The sequence below is a fragment of the Shewanella sp. 38A_GOM-205m genome (assembly GCF_000518445.1).
Lineage (GTDB): Bacteria > Pseudomonadota > Gammaproteobacteria > Enterobacterales > Shewanellaceae > Shewanella > Shewanella algae.
The window spans coordinates 132867-151862 of the sequence record NZ_JADP01000008.1 but is presented as its reverse complement, the minus strand read 5'-3'; the positions used below and the strand labels follow the sequence as shown (position 1 = coordinate 151862).

The 18996-nt window shown below is 52.6% G+C and carries 18 protein-coding genes; 8 read left to right on the top strand and 10 right to left on the bottom strand.

The window, feature by feature from the left end; translation table 11 throughout:
* Position 1: 1 nt before the first annotated feature.
* Positions 2-544, bottom strand: a complete 543-nt coding sequence (locus tag N512_RS0109885) for a thioredoxin family protein (protein WP_037436755.1) — start codon at positions 542-544, stop codon at positions 2-4.
* Between the two features lie 199 nt (positions 545-743).
* Here N512_RS0109885 and N512_RS0109880 point away from each other — a divergent pair, with 199 nt between their 5' ends.
* Positions 744-1361 carry a LysE family translocator gene (locus tag N512_RS0109880; RefSeq protein WP_025009988.1) on the top strand — a complete coding sequence of 206 codons (618 nt, stop codon included), beginning with the start codon at positions 744-746 and terminating at the stop codon, positions 1359-1361.
* On the opposite strand, the gene N512_RS0109875 is transcribed toward N512_RS0109880, so the two are convergent.
* Both N512_RS0109875 and N512_RS0109870 read right to left on the bottom strand, forming a co-directional pair.
* Positions 1350-2249 carry a LysR family transcriptional regulator gene (locus N512_RS0109875; protein WP_028780220.1) on the bottom strand — a complete coding sequence of 300 codons (900 nt, stop codon included), beginning with the start codon at positions 2247-2249 and terminating at the stop codon, positions 1350-1352. The genes N512_RS0109880 and N512_RS0109875 overlap by 12 nt on opposite strands.
* A 200-nt stretch (positions 2250-2449) precedes the next feature.
* Complete coding sequence (locus tag N512_RS0109870) at positions 2450-2776, bottom strand: DUF3144 domain-containing protein (protein WP_028780219.1); 327 nt, start codon at positions 2774-2776, stop codon at positions 2450-2452.
* A 332-nt stretch (positions 2777-3108) separates the two neighbouring features.
* Here N512_RS0109870 and ung point away from each other — a divergent pair, with 332 nt between their 5' ends.
* Positions 3109-3777, top strand: coding sequence for a uracil-DNA glycosylase (gene ung / locus N512_RS0109865; protein ID WP_025009991.1), 669 nt, complete (start codon positions 3109-3111; stop codon positions 3775-3777).
* Between the two features lie 104 nt (positions 3778-3881).
* Here the strand turns inward: ung and N512_RS0109860 are convergent, their stop codons facing one another.
* Positions 3882-5837, bottom strand: a complete 1956-nt coding sequence (locus N512_RS0109860) for a methyl-accepting chemotaxis protein (RefSeq protein ID WP_028780218.1) — start codon at positions 5835-5837, stop codon at positions 3882-3884.
* 301 nt (positions 5838-6138) lie between these two features.
* Between N512_RS0109860 and N512_RS22735 the strand changes: the two genes are divergently transcribed.
* The 5 genes from N512_RS22735 (at position 6139) to N512_RS0109835 (ending at position 11881) form a co-directional block, all read left to right on the top strand.
* Positions 6139-7179: an ABC transporter substrate-binding protein gene (locus N512_RS22735; RefSeq protein ID WP_037474664.1), complete on the top strand. Its 1041-nt coding sequence runs from the start codon at positions 6139-6141 to the stop codon at positions 7177-7179.
* Positions 7176-8183: a FecCD family ABC transporter permease gene (locus tag N512_RS0109850; RefSeq protein ID WP_037474660.1), complete on the top strand. Its 1008-nt coding sequence runs from the start codon at positions 7176-7178 to the stop codon at positions 8181-8183. Before N512_RS22735 ends, N512_RS0109850 begins: the two co-directional genes overlap by 4 nt.
* On the top strand, positions 8180-8920 hold the full coding sequence (locus N512_RS0109845) for an ABC transporter ATP-binding protein (RefSeq protein WP_028780216.1): 741 nt from the start codon (positions 8180-8182) through the stop codon (positions 8918-8920). Before N512_RS0109850 ends, N512_RS0109845 begins: the two co-directional genes overlap by 4 nt.
* Before the next feature lie 39 nt (positions 8921-8959).
* A complete protein-coding gene (locus N512_RS0109840) occupies positions 8960-9769 on the top strand; it encodes a class I SAM-dependent methyltransferase (RefSeq protein WP_028780215.1) in 810 nt (269 codons plus the stop codon).
* 108 nt (positions 9770-9877) lie between these two features.
* The gene (locus tag N512_RS0109835) at positions 9878-11881 is read left to right on the top strand and encodes a TonB-dependent receptor plug domain-containing protein (RefSeq protein ID WP_081737127.1); all 2004 of its coding nucleotides are present in this window, start codon (positions 9878-9880) and stop codon (positions 11879-11881) included.
* Between the two features lie 81 nt (positions 11882-11962).
* Here N512_RS0109835 and N512_RS22730 read toward each other — a convergent pair whose 3' ends face one another.
* Positions 11963-12526, bottom strand: coding sequence for a PepSY-associated TM helix domain-containing protein (locus N512_RS22730; RefSeq protein ID WP_051472741.1), 564 nt, complete (start codon positions 12524-12526; stop codon positions 11963-11965).
* Positions 12513-12980, bottom strand: coding sequence for a DUF4920 domain-containing protein (locus N512_RS0109825; RefSeq protein ID WP_028780213.1), 468 nt, complete (start codon positions 12978-12980; stop codon positions 12513-12515). The genes N512_RS22730 and N512_RS0109825 overlap by 14 nt, the downstream gene beginning before the upstream one ends.
* A 276-nt stretch (positions 12981-13256) precedes the next feature.
* On the opposite strand from N512_RS0109825, the gene folM reads away from it, so the two are divergent.
* Positions 13257-13964 (top strand): dihydromonapterin reductase, encoded by a 708-nt coding sequence (gene folM / locus N512_RS0109820; RefSeq protein ID WP_197021446.1) that lies wholly within the window; start codon positions 13257-13259, stop codon positions 13962-13964.
* A 1-nt stretch (position 13965) separates the two neighbouring features.
* Here folM and N512_RS0109815 read toward each other — a convergent pair whose 3' ends face one another.
* The 4 genes from N512_RS0109815 to N512_RS0109800 all read right to left on the bottom strand — a co-directional run bounded on the left by N512_RS0109815 (position 13966) and on the right by N512_RS0109800 (position 18698).
* On the bottom strand, positions 13966-14853 hold the full coding sequence (locus tag N512_RS0109815; protein ID WP_028780211.1) for a universal stress protein: 888 nt from the start codon (positions 14851-14853) through the stop codon (positions 13966-13968).
* 135 nt (positions 14854-14988) lie between these two features.
* Positions 14989-15963 (bottom strand): LysR family transcriptional regulator, encoded by a 975-nt coding sequence (locus tag N512_RS0109810; protein ID WP_025886919.1) that lies wholly within the window; start codon positions 15961-15963, stop codon positions 14989-14991.
* A 154-nt stretch (positions 15964-16117) separates the two neighbouring features.
* Positions 16118-16876, bottom strand: coding sequence for an outer membrane protein OmpK (locus tag N512_RS0109805; RefSeq protein ID WP_028780210.1), 759 nt, complete (start codon positions 16874-16876; stop codon positions 16118-16120).
* Between the two features lie 43 nt (positions 16877-16919).
* A complete protein-coding gene (locus tag N512_RS0109800; RefSeq protein ID WP_028780209.1) occupies positions 16920-18698 on the bottom strand; it encodes an aryl-sulfate sulfotransferase in 1779 nt (592 codons plus the stop codon).
* Positions 18699-18996 lie beyond the last annotated feature (298 nt).

Sequence of the window (18996 nt, the reverse complement as noted above, 5' to 3'; positions counted from 1 at the left end):
CTTACTGGCTGGCTTGAACATGAGCCAGTACCTTGAGCAGATCGTTGACCGTCAGGACACTGGGCATCATGATCCCCTCGGGGACAGCCGGGCCATGGACGCGGTTGTAGGGGGTTCCCACAACGCCTTGGGATCTCAGGTAACTTTCCACAGCCGGATTGGGCGTGCTGAGATCGCCGCGCATCAGCACTATATTGGGCTCGGCCAGCGCCCTGACTATCTGCTCCCTATGGAGCACATTGGCCTTGTTGGCCTGACACACAAGGCACCAATCGGCCGTTACATCGACAAAGACAGTCTTGCCTTCGGCCACCAAGGCCGGGATTGATTGACTGTCTAGGGGCCGCCAGCGCAGTTCCCGGTAAGCCTCGTAATCTTCACCTCGATACACAAAACTGACCACGGCAGCGACACAAAAAGCCATTCCCCCCAGTACCAGGATCACCGCCATGGGGATCTTGGCGCCGCGACGCTTTTTGATTAACAGCAGCACAATCACCGCTATCAGGCTGAGTAGAGCCAGTATGCTGAGAGTAAGTATCATCCGGGCCTCAATGGGGTTAGGGAGCTATATAGGCGCTCAGTATAGTGAGCAAGCCTTAAAACTAATTGAAAATTGGCGGCTCGAAAGCGCTGGCATCATAGAGTATATTGACCAACCTGTTGTGGATGGCGTCTGTTATTCGCGGCTAATTGTTCGCACAAGACAGGGCAAAATGGTGTGTTTCATTGAGGGGGGAACAATGAATTGGAGTGATTGGTTGGGACTGGTGGCTATCTCGTGTCTGGGGGCCATGTCACCTGGGCCTAGCCTGGCCATGGTGGTGCGTCACACCTTGGGAGGCGGGCGCAGTCGGGGCATTACCTGCGCCTGGGCGCATTCTTTGGGGATAGGTGTTTACGCCTTTATCACTCTGCTGGGTTTGGCTGTGGTGCTGAAACACACCCCTTTGCTGTTTAACGGCATCGCCATATTGGGGGCGCTCTATCTCGCCTGGCTAGGCGTTCAGGCGCTGCAATCCAAGGGGGGAATGCAGCAAAAACTCAGTGCCGGCAAGCCGACGAGCATGTTGACAGCTGCCCGGGACGGCATTGCCATTTCGTTGTTTAACCCCAAAATTTTGCTGTTTTTCCTGGCCTTGTTCAGCCAGTTTGTCGCCGCCGCCGATAGTCTACTGGGACGAGGCATCATAGTCTTGACCCCCATGCTGGTGGATGGACTCTGGTACACCCTGATAGCCTTCCTCTTGTCTCAACCCAAGGTGTTGCCCAAGTTGAGAGAAAAGGCGCAATGGATTGACCGCCTCAGCGGCCTGGTGCTTATCCTGTTGGCCGGGCGGGTGATCTATTCACTGCTGTGACTGCAATGCCTGCTCGAGATGTTCCCTGAGGGCGATAACCAAAGGACTGAGCTGACGTCTGTCGGCGCAGAGCATATTGAGTGGCGCTTCTTCACCGCGCCACTCGGGGCAGAGTTGCAGCAGTTGACCGTTTCTCAGCTCTTCGCTGATATCGAGCCGCGACTTGTAGGCTATGCCTTTGCCTGCCACGGCCCAGCGCCGCACCAACTCGCCATCATCGGCGACTCTATCGCCTTTGACCTGCACTGTGATTTGGCCCGACTGTGACTGAAAATGCCACCTGCTGTGAGTCGCATCGGCCAGCATAAAGCACAGGCAGTTGTGCTTTGCCAGTTCCTCTGGGCTGCCCGGCGCACCGAACCTGGCAATATAGTCAGGAGAGGCGCACAACACCCTGTCATTTTGACGGCAAAGCGGCAGTGCGATAAGCGCCGAGTCGGCCGGAAGCCCGTAGCGGATCACTATGTCGACGGGTTGGCGGTAGATATCCGTCAGGCGATCACTTATCTGCACCCTGATACTCACCTGCGGGTGGCGTTCCATAAATTCATCCAATATCGGCAGCAAACGGTTGCGACCGAGATCCGATGGCAATGACAACTGCAACTTGCCCTTGAGCAGGCTCTGACCTTGTTGAATCGCCTGAAAACCATCGTCGAGAATATTCAGGGCTTCATTGCAGTGCTGCAGAAAGATTTCACCTTCCTGTGTCAGACGCAGGCTGCGGGTAGAGCGAACAAAGAGTACAGTGTTGAGTTGGGCTTCGAGGCGCTTGATGGCGGCGCTGGTGGCGGCCGGAGTCAGATCAAGCAGTTGTGCCACCCGCGACAGGCTGCCCTGTCTGGCGGTTTCGCTGAATATTTTCAAGTCCTGCAATGCTCGTATCATATGCGCTTCCCGGTAGTTGTTCCCTGTTGTTACCCCAGCTGTTATTTACGCCCGTAATCAACAGATATTCAAATAAATTTTGAAAGTGTCGCGGGAGAAAGGAAAGGGCAGAGATGATGATGCGCTGACGGGACCGAGAAGGGGAAAGCTGAAATGGTGTAATAGTGCGGGGACACAGGCCCCCGCAGTTGTCAGGAAACTCAGATCTTGAATTGCTGCACGGCGTTGCCTGCCGGTTCGGCAGCATCTTCGCTGTTGACCACTGGAGGGTTGGCAATGTGATCTTCCAGGTTGTCATCCAGCATGTCGCGATATTCGGCGGTAAACCACTCAAGAGCATTGGCTTTTTCGGCGCCCAGATCGGCAGACTTGATAGCGGCTTCAAAAGCATTGAAGCGGGCGGCGGCAAATCTCAGGGCGGTGCCGACTTTACCTACGTCGCCTTCTTGCTGGGTCAGCTCATTGGCGAGGGCGATAAACTGATCTGCTAACTGGAATATGGTGGTTTGGTTGTTGTCGTCTGACATACTATATTCGCTCTTGCTAAGCCAAAGATTGAGGGCCGATTCTAACCTAAAAAGGCGCTGTGCCAAGGAAAAATATTGGCGATTGGGATCTGAATCCCCGTGCCTGCTTGCCAAGATCCTGGCATTTGGGCAAAAAGTCGCTTCAACAGTGGCTGCAGTTGCTGTCACTCAATTCTGTGTCCGCGGGTTATCTTGGCTTACTCCTCAATAGGTTGGCTTGTAAAATCGACTCAGGTTCCTTTGAATCCAGGCCACAGAGCCAACACTCGGCGCTTGTATCCCGCAGTCGGCACTCTTAAGCTATGGCCTCTTTTACACAGAGGATTATCACCATGGCGCTCCCCACTGACTGGCAGGCATTTATCGCCGCTGAACAACAGGCCCCTTACTTCCAGCAACTCAGTGAGTTTGTTGCCGCGGAGCGCGCCGCCGGCAAGGCTATCTTTCCTCCTGAGGACGAGGTATTCAGCGCCTTTGAGCTGACACCACTGGACAAGGTGAGAGTGGTACTTATAGGTCAGGACCCTTACCATGGCCCAGGTCAGGCTCATGGCCTGTGTTTCTCGGTTAAACCCGGGGTGAAGACGCCACCTTCGCTGGTCAATATGTATAAGGAACTGGCGACCGACATCCCAGGATTCTCAATCCCGGATCATGGCAATCTGCTGAGCTGGGCCAAGCAAGGGGTCTTGATGCTCAATACTGTGCTGACGGTGGAGCAGGGCAAGGCGCATTCCCATGCCAAGGCGGGCTGGGAAACCTTCACCGACAGGGCGCTGCAACTGCTGGATCAGCGTGAAGAGCCGATTATTTTTGTGCTCTGGGGCAGCCATGCCATTAAGAAAGGCAAGCTTATCAAGGCGCCGCAGCACAAGATCTTAAGCGGCCCGCATCCTTCGCCTCTGTCAGCCTATCGTGGCTTCTTTGGCTGCGGCCATTTCTCGGCCATCAATCAGCAGTTGAAACAGTGGCAGCAAGCCGAAATAGATTGGCAGGTTTAGAGAAGGGGCTTATTTCGCACTTTCCTTAGCTAGAGGAATAGCGGCTATTTCACAGTATCAAGCAGAAACCTGGGTTGCTGCTCGATACTGTGGATTGAATTGCCTTAGACCTTGAACTGAGCTGTGGTGACACCAAGCTGATTCGCCAGCCCCAGCAAGCTGCGGGTGCTTATGGCCACTTGGCTGATGGCGGTGCTGTTTTCCTCGGCCGCGGCACTGAGGCCGGAAATCCCTTTGGCCAGGGTTGCCGATACCGTCGTTTGTTCCTCGGCTGCCGTAGCCGTTTGGCTCATCAAGGACTTGAGTGTCTGCAGCCGGTTACTGATATCATCGACCGCTTCACGCATGCCTTCGGCTTTCTCGGCGGTAGAGGCGGCTTCATCGCTGCAGGTTTGACTGTGGCTGACCAAAGAACCGGATTGGCGCTGGATCCCTTGCAGTACATTGCCTATATCCTGGGTGGCTTCCTGCACCTTGACCGCCAACTGACGTACCTCGTCGGCAACCACGGCAAAACCGCGACCGTGTTCACCGGCTCGGGCCGCCTCAATGGCAGCATTGAGCGCCAGCAGATTGGTCTGCTCGGCAATGCTGTCTATCACTTCAAGCACAGTGCCGATTTTCTGGCTGTCCTGTTCCAACGAGTTAACCTCTTTGTGGATCTCGGCAAAGTTGTTGAGGGTGACTTCCAAACTGGCGCGGGTATGATCCAGGTTTTGCCTCAAGGTTTCACTGGCGACCTGACAGGCGTTCACTTCATCGGCCGCGTGGGCAGTATTCTGGCCCACTTCGGCGGCGGCATAGCTCATCTCTTCTACCGCAGTTGCCAGCATGTCGGTTTCCTTGGCCTGAAGTTGAATGCTGCAATCGGCCTGGGTGATGGCGGCTGAATTTTGCTCTGCTGCCGATTCCAGCTCCTGTCCCATACCTATGAGCTGGGCGATGATCTCCCTGAGCTTGCTTTGCATTCTGGCCAACCAGCTCATTAGATGGCTGTCGCTCTGTGCTACTTGCAGCGTGCTGGTGAGATCGCCGGATGCTATTACTGAGGTGAGCTGACACATGTCGGCAGGCTCGCCTCCCAAGGGGCGCAGTACAAAGTTGCTGACCAGCTTGGCTGCCAGCAGTGCCAGCACTATGGCGCCGAGGCACACCATGGCACCGACATAAACCATGTGCAGCGCCGGTGCTGCGACTTCGGCCTGATCGATTTCAGCCAAGAGCGCCCAACGAACCCCGAAGGCATCTATGGGAGCATAGGATGAAACCACTGGATTGCCTTTGTAATCCTTGAGCTGCATGACACCGCTTTGCCCCTTGAGTGCCTGTTCCACCGCTTGGGTATCTATGCCATTTTGCCTGACTGTACCGGCAAAAGAGGCTTTGACTGTGCGATTGACCGGGTCGAGAAAGGAGTCGGAGCGCATGCGCTTGTCGGCGCCCACCAGATAAGTTTCACCGCTTTGGCCCATACCCTCGCGAATTTGCATCACCCCATTGATCCTGTCGATGGAGAGCTGGGCGGCAACCACCAAGGGGCGGCCCTGATATTGAATGCTCTTGCCGATAAAGGCTGCCGCTTCATTGCCCGAGGGAGCATAAGGGCTGAAATCGGCCATCACAGTTGCGTCATTGCTGTTGATAGCGCTTCTGAACAGACGGCCGAGACCTGAATCTGCATAAGGCCCGGTTCGCAAGTTACTGCCCCAGTCGGCTTCATGGGTCACAGTGTCTTTCACCAAGCCTGAGTCTTCGATGATGAAAATATCGTAGAAGCCCAACTCTTTGTTGAGGGCTTCCAGCATGGGGCGGGACTGGCTGAGACTGTTGAGTGATTCACTGTTTTGGATCACGGCCGCGATTGCATCCAGATTGTTGCCGAAGTTGGCAAACATGGCATCGAGCTGGCGCTCTTTGATCTCTCTGACGGCCAGCAGCCTTTCTTCGGCCTGATTATAGAGCTCATTTTTGGCGAGCCAACTGACCAATGCCGTTGCCAGCACTAAAGGAACCAGCACGATAAGCAGACTGATAAGCTTGATTTTGGTGGTAAAGCGCATAGGTTGACTCCCTGTCAAACGGCTGAGAGAAACAGCATCCAATTCCATTCGATGTGACACAGCACAAAAGTTTTTGGCTGCTTAAAATTTAGAACAGGAGTGAGCAAGCGGCCAAAAATTTATTGTGTAAATTTTCGCCTTGGGAGTAACGCTATCCTGCCAGTCGCTGATCGCCTTTAAGCAATTGCTGTTGCAAATCTTTTAATTGTGATCTCCATCCATTGCCAAAGTGGGTGGAGAAAGGTAATTTTCAGCGTTATATATTTTTGTATATAACGACTGGTGGCGAGGAAAAACAAGATTGGATAGAAGGAGTGTTATCAAGGCCGGCTTGAGTCTTGGGTTGTTGGCTTGTTTCCCCGCGCTGGCCAATCCTGTGCCGGCCTATGGGACTGAGCCGAATCCAAACGGACAATTGGCGCTGCCGCCGGCTGCAGATATCAAGCGGGTGGTCAGTGCCGGCGGGCCGGCGGACCTGCTGTTGTTGGCCTTGAGTCCGGAAAAGCTGCTCGGTTATGCCCACCTCAAGCCGGCCTTGTTACAACAGCATGGCTTTGCTCCAAGCCTGTGGCAAAAGCCGAGACTGGGCCGTTTGGTGGGCCGTAATGCCAGCCTTTCGCTGGAAAAGCTGATGACTCTGGATGCGGATCTTGTCGTCGACTATGGCAACCTCAGCCAAAACTACTTATCTATGGCGCAAAAGGTGGAACGCATCAGCGGCGTGCCGTTTCTGCTGCTCGATGGTTCACTCACAGGCACCCCGGCGCAATTGAGAAAACTGGGGCAGGTACTGGGAGCTAACGAACGGGCAGATTTTCTTGCCAAGCGCACGGCCGAAATACTCAGTGATGCCAGAGAGTTTGGCCTTAGCCAGGAAGAGCCCATCTCTTTTTATTTCGGCCGTGGTGCGACGGGTCTTGAAACCGGGGTCACAGGTTCCATTCACACCGAAGCCATAGAGCAACTTGGGCTTAAGAATGTAGCCAAGGCCGGTGACTATCGCGGTTTGGCCAAAGTTTCTTTGGAACAATTGATGGCCTGGGAGCCTGAGCTAATCATCAGCCAGGATCCCGCCTTTATCCGCCATATTCGCCAAGACCCTATCTGGGGCACGCTGGCGGCGGTACGCAACAAGCGGGTCTATTGGTTGCCGAACAAGCCCTTCGGTTGGATTGACTCGCCGCCGGGAATAAACCGGCTGCTGGGCATGAGTTACCTTAGGCTGCTGTTGTCCGGCGCTGATGAGCAGGCCAGGCAGGCATTGGTGAAGGATTTCTACCGCGATTTTTACCATAGTGAGCTTAGCGAGGAGCAGGCGGCCAATCTGCTGCGCCCCGAATGAACGACAGAATCAAATACCCACTGGCGACCGGAATTTGTCTCAGCATTCTCTGTTTTGCCGCTGCCAGTGGCCAGTATCCTCTCAGTCTGGCGCAGCAGGGGCAGGCGCTATGGCATGCTATCGGCGGCGATGTGGCCGCCCTGGACAGCAAGAGCATCAGTGTCTTTTGGCATTTGCGGCTGCCCAGAATTTTGGCGGCGCTTATGATTGGAGCCGGTTTGGCCGCCAGCGGCGCCGCCTATCAGGGAATGTTTCGTAACCCTCTGGTATCACCGGATATTCTGGGCGTTTCTGCCGGCGCCGGTCTGGGCGCCGTATTGGGCATTTATCTGGACTTATCGGTTTACAACATCCAGCTGTTTGCCTTTCTCGGCGGTTTGCTGGTGGTGGCTCTGGTCTGTCTGCTGGCGCGGCTCAGTCGTCAGGGCGATCCTGTGTTGTCTTTGGTTCTGGTGGGCATAGCTATTGGCGCCTTGTGCGGCGCCGGTATTTCATTGATGAAATTGTTGGCCGATCCCTACAGCCAACTGCCTTCCATTACTTTCTGGCTGATGGGCGGGTTGTCGGATATCACTCTGGAAGATCTCAAGTCCAGCCTGCTGCCCATGATACTGGGATTGGTGCCGTTAATGCTGCTGCGCTGGCGTATGAATCTGTTAAGCCTGACCGACGATGAGGCCAGCAGCCTAGGGCTCAACATAGCGAAAACCCGGCTGATATTTATTCTGGCGGCCACACTGCTGACTGCGGCGGCGGTATCCATCGCCGGCATTATAGGTTGGCTCGGGCTGGTGGTGCCGCATATCGCTCGTATACTGGTGGGCGCCGATTTCAGAAGGCTGTTGCCCATGTCCATGCTGCTGGGCGCCTTTATGTTGCTGCTGACCGACACCCTGGCCCGCACTCTGGCGCCGATTGAGCTGCCGCTGGGGATTTTGACCGCGTGTATCGGCGCGCCCTTCTTTATGTTTTTGCTGCTGAGGGGGGGAGGCCGGGGTCAATGATAGCCAGCATGCAAGGTGTCACAGTGGGCTATGCCGGTAAGCCTTTGTTGGCTAATGTAGAGCTTTGCTTACCGGAAGCTGAAATCGTCTGTTTGCTCGGCTGTAATGGCAGCGGCAAGACCAGCTTATTGAAAACATTGCTTGGCTTGCTGCAACCACTGGCCGGTGAGATAAAGATAGCCGGCAGGCAAATTTATCAATGGTCGCAGCGCGAGCTGGCACAACAGATGGCCTATGTGCCACAGGCACAGTTGAACCGTTTTTCCTTTCGGGTGTTGGAAATGGTGCTCATGGGCTGCCAGTCGCGGCTGGGACTGTTTGCCGTGCCAGGCGCGAATGAGCAGAAGCGGGCGCTGGCGGTCTTGAAACAACTGGATATAGCTCACCTGGCCGATTGCGCCATGGATCAGATAAGCGGCGGCGAGCGCCAGCTGGTGTTGATTGCCAGGGCTTTGCTGCAATCTCCAAGATTGCTGGTGATGGACGAACCGGCCGCCAGCCTGGATTTCGGCAATCAAATCAAGTTGCTGGCTCAGGTTAAACGACTCAAACAGCAGGGAATCGCAGTATTGATGTCGACTCACCATCCGCGTCATGCCGAGCTGCTGGCTGACAGTGTGGCGCTGGTGGAACCCGGTCATGGCCTGAGACAAGGCGCAGTGGCCGGGCAGTTACAGGTATCGGGACTGGCGCAGCTCTATGGCGTCAGTGAGTCTGCGATTGCCGAGCACCTTTAAGGTGCCGGCTGAGGGTTAAATCTTAAGCAAGGTGATTTCATGATAATAGAAGAGCTGGACTTTGCCGCCATGTACCGCGAGCACCTGCAAAGGGCGGAACGCACCCACAAGAGTGCCGAACATTGGGACAAACGGGCCGAGAAGATGGCCGAAAACTGCGCCAGACCCAAGGACAGTTACTTGGAGGGCTTTTTCAAGCTGATGGATTTGAGTGATTGCGACACTCTTTTGGATATGGGTTGTGGCCCTGGCTCTGTGTGTCTGGGGCTGGCCGACAAGATGCAGGCCGTCTATGGCCTGGATTACAGCAGCGGCATGTTGGAAGTGGCCAAGCGCCGCGCAGATGCGGAAGGCTTGAGTAATGTCACTCTTATCCAAAGAGCCTGGGAAGATGATTGGAGCGACATCCCCGTGTGTGATATCGCAGTGGCGTCGCGCTCGACTCTGGTGGGCTGCCTCAAGAGTGCCCTGGAAAAGCTCAATCGCCAGGCCCGCAAGCGGGTTTATACCACTCATACCGTCAGCTCAACCTTTATCGATCCCGCCATTATTCAAGCCATAGGCCGTAAGCTAGTGACTCTGCCGAACTATCTGTATGCGGTGAATATTTTGCAGCAGATGGGCATTAAGCCCAAGGTGGAGTTCATCGAGTCCAGTGGTTGCATGAACCAGGCCGAGAGTTACGCCCAGTTTGAAGACAACGTTGCCTGGTCGCTGGGGCCGCTGGATGACGCCGAAAAACTGCGGTTGCAGGAGTATTACCAGAGTCATAAGCAACAGGGCAAACCTCTGCGAACCGGCGATCGCAGCTGGGCCATGGTCTATTGGGATGTGATACCCCAGGCCTGAGTCAGAGTCTGATTAGTTATTGCCCGGACTCGCATCGAGCTCCGGGTATTTTTTTAATAACCGATATATAAAAATTTACACATCGATTGAGTATTGAAGGTCTGTAGTATGAAACCAAAGCACTATTACTCTATTCTGCCGCTGATGCTGGCTTCTCCGCTGGCGCTTGCCGATGGCAGCGTGGCTGAGTCTGAGAATAAAAACGAAACCAAAATAGAAAGGATCAGTGTCTGGGGCAGCCCGGTTGCCGCCAATCAGGACAGCGTCAATCAAGACACCATCAAGATGCTGAACAAGCAAAACGTGGCCGAGGCGCTGAATATTATTCCCGGGGTCAGCCTGCAAAAATCCGGTCGTCGTAACGAGGTTCAGGTTAAGGTTCGGGGTTTTGACAGCAAGCAGGTGCCGCTGTTTTTTGATGGGATCCCGATTTACATCCCTTATGATGGCAATCTGGACTTGGGGCGTTTTCTGGCGTCGGATCTGGCCTCGGTGGAAGTCTCTAAAGGTTATGCCTCTTTGCTGCAGGGGCCGAACATGATGGGCGGTGCCATCAACCTGACGACCCGCAGACCCAAGAAGAGCTTTGAAGCACAACTGAACGCCTCCCAAGGCTGGGCCCGCGGAGAGGACAACGGTTATAGCCTGGATGCCAGTCTGGCCGGCAGCAATGATTGGGGCTTTATCCAATTGAGCGGCAACAAGCTGGACAAAGACTTTGTCGGCCTGTCCCACGACAACGACAACCCGATCGCCGGCAGCGACGGCAAACGCGTCAACTCGGCATACAGCGATAGCCGCGGTACCGCCAAATTTGGTCTGACTCCCAATGAAACAGACGAGTACATCTTTACCTATATCCGCCAGGAAGGGGAAAAGAACAGTCCGCCCTATGCCGGCACTGAAGCCGATATTCGCCCTACCTATTGGCAATGGCCGCAGTACGACAAACAGAGCTTTTACTACAGCGGCTATACAGAGTTCAGCCCTGGAGTTGTGCTGCACAGTCGCCTCTATCGCGATGAATTTGAAAACACCCTGAGGATATACAAGAGCCTGGAAAACCTGCAGCAACAAAAAGGCCCCTACAGTCATTATGACGATGCCAGCAATGGTGCCGGCCTGCAGCTCAGTATCGATATGCGCAAAGACGACATCTTGTCGTTTGCCGCTCACTGGAAGGAAGACCTGCACAAGGAGCAAGGGGAGCCTGACGGGGAGTTTGACAAGTACAAGGATAGAACCCTGTCGGCGGCAGTGGAGTATCAATGGGCACTGAGAGATAACCTGGATCTGGTTGGGGGCATCAGCTACGACTCCCGCAAGAGCCTTGAAGGCTACAAGCATGAAAAGGATGGCAGCCTGACCCGCTATGAAGACAACTCGCAGCACGCCTTCAACTGGCAAGTGATGGCCCGCTATGAATTGGCAAACCTGGATACACTGCAACTGTCTCTATCCCAGCGTAGCCGCTTTCCGACGCTGAAAGAACGCTACACCACTTTCAGGCCCGCCTATGGCCAAACCGCCATAGTCAACCCGCATCTGGAGCCTGAACGGGCGACCAACCTGGAGCTTAGTTATCAGGCGACATTGGCGACTAACTGGCAGTTGGACAGCAGTGTCTACTATAACCGGGTGTCCGATGCGATTTTGACCCATAACATCACCCCGACGCTTATCCAAAACCGCAACAGCGGTAGGGTAGATTACAGCGGGCTGGATCTGGGGGTTTATGGTGATCTCTGCGATTGGGCCAGTGTTGGCCTGAGCTACAGCTATATTCACGCCGATGTTGAGGATGAACAGCTCGATGTTACCGGCCTGCCGGATCATCAACTCTTTGCCTGGGTTAAGCTAACTCCGCTGGAGGAGCTGGACATCATTCTGAGTCAGGAAGCTCGCAGCGACAGCCTCAGCAATTCAAATGGCAATCAGGTCGCCAGTGGTTTCGGAGTGACCGGCATTCGCTTCGACTACCGCATCTGGCAGGGGCTGAGTGTTAATGCCTCGGTCAACAATCTGTTTGACCGTAACTACGCCTATAGTGAGGGCTTCCCCGAGGAGGGACGTAACTATTGGCTGGGGGTGGAATACCGTTTCGGTCACTAAGCCTTTCAAGGAGGCAGAAAACAGAAGAACCCGGCCATGAGCGGGTTCTTTGTTATCTGGTAGCGTTTTGTTCAGAGTGCGTTAGCGCAGCAGAATGAACAGCAAAGGCAGCAGGACGCCTGTGAGAGTCAGCCAGGTCTTGCGGCTCTTGAGCAGGTTGCCACTACGCAACATCACCAGCGCCGATAGCGCCAAAAACAGCAGCATGGTGGCATAGATGTCGGCAATCCAGGTCCAGGTGTCACGGGCATGGTTAAGATGCAGATAGTTGAGTGCCTGCAGTAATGGCCTGCTGTTTACCATCTCGGCCGAGACTGTGCCGGATACCAGGTTAGCGTTCAGCAGGCTGCCATCTTTGAGAAAGACTTGGTACTCATTGACGCTGGCACGATAACCGCTGCGGATATTATCCTGCAGCGAAAAGTGGCGGCTCAACAGGCTTTGAATGTCATTGTTACCCAGTGAAGGATTCAACCCTTCGACACGGCTCTCACTCTGGGTTATCTGGTAGTTGGGGTTCCAGTCATTGATGTGATTGACGGCAATCCCCGAAATGGCATACACCAGAGTCATGCCTATGCACAGATACCCTATGTCTCTGTGCAATAAACGGATCCTTTTGCGCAGCTTGTTACTCAGCATCATGGATTTCGACTCCGTATGGATGCAACTGATAGAAAGTCACTGCTTGAGTTACGGTCTCTGGATCGAAGGGCTTGTTGTGTTGCTGGGCCTGATGCCCGAGATAAGCGCGGGTCTGTTCGAGATCCAGCTCAATTGCCTCTAACGCTCCTGTAGCATAGGCTTTTTGCCCACGGGCACTGACGGGAAAGACCATCTCGCCGTCGCGAACCTTGACTCTCAATCGATCAAAGCTGTCGTCGGTTGCCAGTTCCATCCAGCAGCCCCGCTTGCTGCACACTGAGACTATGGTGCCTTCTACCGTGAGCTCCTTACCCACATAGTCATTCGGCGATGCCATCAATGTGGAAATGGGCACGAAGATATTCAGATCGACCGGTTCGCCGAACTTGCTGTCGGCACTAAAGGCCAGAGGGGTAAACAGGGCTGCCAACAGGATTAACTGATTGATACGCATGGGAGTAACCTTTGTAGTTGAATATGATTTATTGAGAATGGTTATTATTTAATTTTGCGATATTATTGAAGCCTGAAGCGATATTCAAGTATTCAGGGCATTGAAATCCCAATATGCGAGCTGGTCGGCATTTTGCCGATTAATCAAGATTATCTGTCTATTTTCAATAGGGTTTCCAAGAGGTGATACTCAGCTGTTGGGCCCCGGATGGCGAGACTGGCCAGAGTGTGGCCGAACGTGAAACAATAGCGCGACGGACAAATGGAAGGAAAACACATGCAGCCTATTTTGATCACCGGCGTCGGAAAGCGTCTGGGACTGGCAATGGCCAGGGACTTGATGGCTCAGGGCTATCCACTCATTGGCACCTATCGCAGCCATTACGCCGCCATCGACGAGCTCAAGGCCGCGGGCGCCGAGTTGCATCGAGTGGATCTCTTGCAAAATAGCGAGATCAAAGCCTTTATTGCTGATGTAAAAAGCAAGCATGAGTCTCTGCGGGCAATCATTCACAACGCCTCGGATTGGATGCCGGAGCGGCCTGATACAGATGCCGCAGAGGTTTTTGACAGCATGATGCAGATCCACGCCTCCGTGCCCTATCAGTTGAATCTGGCACTGGCGCCGCTACTGGAAACAGATGAGATAGGCAGCCGGGATATCATTCATATCAGCGACTATGTGGCGCAGAAGGGCAGTGAGAAGCACATAGCCTATGCCGCCAGTAAGGCGGCGCTGGATAATTTGACCCTGTCATTTGCCGCCAAGTTGGCGCCGGGCGTCAAGGTCAACGGCATAGCACCGGCACTGATGCTGTTTAATGAGCAGGATGATAGCGCCTACCGGCAAAAGGCGCTTGCCAAGGCATTATTGCCCAAAGAGGGCGGCGAGCAGGAGATGCTGGCCGCCGTGAAGTATCTGATGACCAGCCGTTATATGACGGGCCGCACTCTGTCACTCGAGGGTGGGCGGCCGCTTAAGTGATTCAATGCAGCAAGGGACAACTGGGCTTTAAGGCCAGCACGTCGCACTGTAGTTGATTGAGCATCTGCTCAGAGGCGTGGCCGTTGAGTTCGCTCAGCAACCCTCTGTGCTCTGCCGCGCCCATGATGACTATGTTGCTGTGCCATTTGTGGGCGGCCTCCGGTACCACATGATCCGGCATGCCGCTGGCCAGATGCAACTGCTCGTCACTCAAGGCCAAAGGCCTGGCGACCTGCCGCAGTTTTTGCCACTGATTGTCTTTCTGAGAGTGACAGCCGGGTTGCTGGTTATCGAAGGCCATACTGATGTCTGCTTCCTGATAGCAGTTGAGCAGATGCAGCCTTTGTTGCAGCAAACCGGCAAACTCAAAGGCCTGTTGCAGCAATCTGTGATTGAAATGGGAATGATCTTCCGTGTCTTCATCCAGCTCCAAAGCCGCCAGTAACGACCCTTGCTGCTCCCAGGGAGAGTCGCTGACAAACATCACCGGCAGGGACACCCGTTGCAGCAGTTGCCAGTCATCTGTATGACCCAATTCACACTGCAGGGCTGAGTAGCTGTGATGTTCTACCAACAGCAGATCGTAATGCGCCTGTTTTAGCTCGGTGAGAATGGCGGTTGGCAGATCCTTGGCCTGACACTGCTTCAAGCAAAGGTTCAGTTCCCTCGATGGGTAATGTGGACGCTTTTCCCTTAGATGGGAAACCAAGGGCTGTGGATGCACTTTTTGTTGTAGCCACTGACCAATACCATGATATTTAGGGGTTTTGACTCTGAGCAGTGTGAGCTCGGCATGGCTGGCATTGGCCAGTTGCACCGCTTTTCTCAGGGCCAGTTTTCCTCTGTTACTGTCGTCCGAAACGGCCAGCAAGCGTGTAAATACACTCATGACTCTATCCTCGAGGCCAAGTCTAATATTGGCTTCGTATAAGTCTAGCCATACCGCGCCACGTCATCAGATCCTTTTGCTCTTGAAATGCCCGTCAATAGCGGCTTTTGGTCTGTTTGGCCGCAGAGTTTTACATCAGTCTTTGCCCTGTAGCAGTGACTCCAACATATGGTATTTACGGCAGGCAAAATGGCGGAACGATTCGCTGATAAAGCTGATTAACCAGTCGGATTCCAGCGAGCCATAGCGGGCGGAAGAGATGTAAAGCTTGTAGGTAAACTCCACGTCGGAAAGGCAGGATGGCGCCTCCAGCACACTGAGTTCAGTACCTATTTCCTCTAACGGGAAAGCCAGAGCCGAGGTGTATACCAGAGCGTTGCTGCTCTTGAGTACTTCGATGATCTCGCTGATGCTGTCTATTTTGGCTCTGATCTTGAAGTCCGGAAACTTGAGCTTCATGGTTTTTTCTATCAGGGACTGGCCATAGGAGTTGAAGCCGCACAGGTCGTGCAATACCACAGGGAAGTCCTGCAGATCTCTCAGACAGATACTGCCCTTCTTGGCCAGGTAATGGTCATGGCGCATAAAGAAGTATCTGCGACAGGGCAATAGATCTACCTTATAGAGGGAGTTGAGCGAGGTTTGGTTGACGTGAATGCCGTAGTCGATTGATCCTGTGAGGATTTCATTGAAACTATTTTGGTTCCAATTACGGGTACAGAGCACCATTCTGGGGGCTATTTGACTGGCCTGTTCTATTAGTTCAGGGAACCAGTTGCAGATAGTGTTATCGGCCACAAGCCATACTTCCTTGTCAATATTCATAGGCGAAAAATCACTGCTGTTCAGCAGATCATCTTCAATCCTTAAAATAATATCCTGAATCGTACTTTTAATTCGCTTGCACTTTTCTGTTGGGGTAAAACCGTACTTGGTTCTGACAAACATTTCATCGTTGAATATTTGTCGTATCTTTTTCATGTGATAACTGATGCCGGATTGAGTTAATCCCAATTCTTGAGCAGCAACACTGGCATTTCCATGTTCCAGGATCAGCCTTATCAGCTGCAAATGAATTAGCGACAGATTGTTTATATCGGCTTTGTTCATGGCCTGCTCCCCTTTTATATAAGGTAATATATTAAAGGCTAATTTTCTGTGACCAGTATCAGTCAGCGGCAGTGCTTTTGTTAAAGTATGTAAAGGTAATAATGTGATCAGTATTACCTTTACAATAGGTTATGTGCTTTCTCGCTGATTATTTTTAAAACAGATACCCTAGTTCGAATAATAGTTCGCCTCCATGATGAATTGAGCCGCCCCAGGCATCACGATACTTATACGCCAATGAAGCCGAGGCTTGAGGCAGGAATTGATAATCCAATCCCAGAATCGCTTGATAACCTGAATCCCGGTACAGGAAAGTTGCCACTTGTTCATCACTGCGGTCGAATTGGGTCTCAAAGTAGAATTTACCCAGTAATTCCTGGGTCACAGGATAAGCCAATTGCACCATGGCGGCATAACCACTGCTGCCATTAAAATCTTGCTGGGAGGCGTCCATGTCACCCCAGGCGTAGTGGGCGCCTATCGCCATGGTCCCTTTGAGCTTCTGCCATTGGATGTCGTAAGACAGGCCATAGTAGAAGTTTTCTTCGGTACGGTTTTTATTGTTGGCCGTAAAAGACTGTAGCCAAAGATTAAAGGGGGTATCGCCCAGGTTATAGTCCAGTTTTAGCCAGGACTTGACTGTAGCACCGGCCTTATTGCCTTGCTGATTGTCGTTGTCGTCCAAGGGGTTTTCCAGTGTCAGCCAAGCTGCAAAATCGCCCCAACTGGCGCGGGTAGTGTTGGTAAAACTGAGATAACTCTGGCTGTAGAGATTGGGGTTATTGTCTTTGGCATCCAACAGATGCTCATAGCCGACTTTGATGCCATTTTGTTGTTGGAACACCTCGGCTTGGGCCGTGGGGAGCAGCAACAGCAATGGCAATAGCCGGAGTAATGAAGTCCTTATTAACATGGTGTTACCTTAGGCCGGGATGGTCCCGGCCGTTAGAGTCAAATCAACGACCGAACATCTTTGCCGGCTCGATAAACAGGCCGCGGTAATGGGGCTGGCCAGCCTTATCGGAGAGGACATCGATTTCCAGTTTCACTTCCTTGGTGCGGTAATCAATCTCATTGAATTTGCCCGTGACTCTGCCGGGCTCAAATAGATTGATAGAGCCACCAAAACCAAAGATGGAGTTGTGGTCGGCAACGTATTCCACGTTGGAAGTGATAGGGCTATACCACTCGTAGCCCCGCTCTTTGCCGTATTCCCAGATTTGCTGCACAGTCATATTGTTTTCGTCGATTTTGTATTCCACGAAGCGACTGTATTTTTGAGTCGGCAGGGCGGGTTGGGTGTAGTGGCGACCATCTCCGTTATCAAATACGGTCAAAGTGCCTTTGCTGCTCAGCCAAGCTGTGTGCTGGGTATAGGTGAAGTCAAAGTCACCTTGGCAGTCACCTTGTTCAGAGCAGGAGATGGCTTTGCCTTTGGCATCGACAGGTTTAAGGAGCTTTTTGGCCAGCTCTCCCTTCCAGCCTATGCTGGGAGTGAGGATCCATTTGACCTGTTTGTCGCGGGTGATCTTCACAACCCCTTGGTGGCGCAGCGATAGAATGATGCCGTCATCTTTGGGATCATAGGAGATGGAGTTGACGTGAGCCCAGTTCCGGCCGGCCGCTACTCCCGGAATATCGCCATAGGGCGCATCTATCTTCATTTCACCGGCAGCTTGACCTGCATGGTCGAGATCCACGTTGACGCAAACGGCCCCCATATCCAAAGCCTTAAGGAGGGCATCGCGGTAGGGATCGAGAATTTTATTGAGATCCCAGACATCGAGCAGGTTACCCTGTTGGTCTACCTCGAGGATATGATCCCTGACAGTATGGACCTTGTCCCCTTGCGGGTTGACATAGTTGGTTTTGGCGCCCCTGAGCAATAGGTTGCCATTGGGCATGGTCACGCTCTCATGGGATAAGTCTTGATAGCCCCTGGGGATCTTGAAGTCGACAATCTTGCCCATTAAGTCCAGATATCCGAAGTGCTGGCCTTGGACAAAACTCAGATTACCGCGACCATCCTTTCTCAACCCCATCAGGTAACCACGTTTATTGACGTCGATATTCCGACCATTGTAGGTGGCATCCTGATCCAACCACCAACGAGTTTCACCTTGTGTATCAATGATATAAGTTAGTGGTGCCATGTCGAAGGTCATGGAGCCCAACGCCGGGGTAGACTCGAAAATCCCGGCGTTTTTGCCCTTGACCCCGGACCAGTGCAGATCAGAACCCTGGAACAGCATAGTGTGGGAGTTCACCAGCAGCAGCCTGTCTTTAAAATCCTTATCGACTTTCCTGACCTTCACTTCCTGCATTGAGGTGATGTTACGGTTATCTATGTACTTGTTTTCGAGGGCACTGGTGAGAATTTCATATTTATCTGTGTATTTTTTGCCATCGAGAGTGAAGTCGACACTGACCTGATTCTTGTAGTCGGCATACAGGCCAAAAATAGGAATACCGTCGTGTCGGTTGATGGTTTTGGGGCCGACCGGATAGGAGATACTGACTCCGTTCTTGCCTTTCCCTGCCACGGTAACGGTAACATTGGACACTCGCTTGCTACCCAAATCGACCAGAGCAGTGAGTGGCGAATTACCATATGGGTTGACAAAAATACCTCCCAAATGCCCGGCCGGAGGTGCAGGGTAAAAACCTGCGGCAGAGACAGAAGTTGATAAGCCAATACCTAATATTACAGCCAATGAAGTGAGTGACTTTTTCATATCATATCCTTTGTTTTTAATAGACGCTTATTAATTAAGTTGAATGGAGGAATTTAATTTGGGGGCGTAATCACATTTGCTGTTTTTAATTTTTAGTTAATGTTTTGTTTGTGTTCTTGTTTGCAGCTTAATTTGGTAGTTCAAAAAATTTGATTTGCCTTATTGGCTTGTTTGTATTCTAAAGTTCTTGAAATCAATATCAGTTTATTTGAACTCTGTTCTCTATATCGTTGTTATTCACAGTATTGCTAATAAGCTGGATTTGCTTGTTGTTATTGAATTTTATCTTGGCATGATT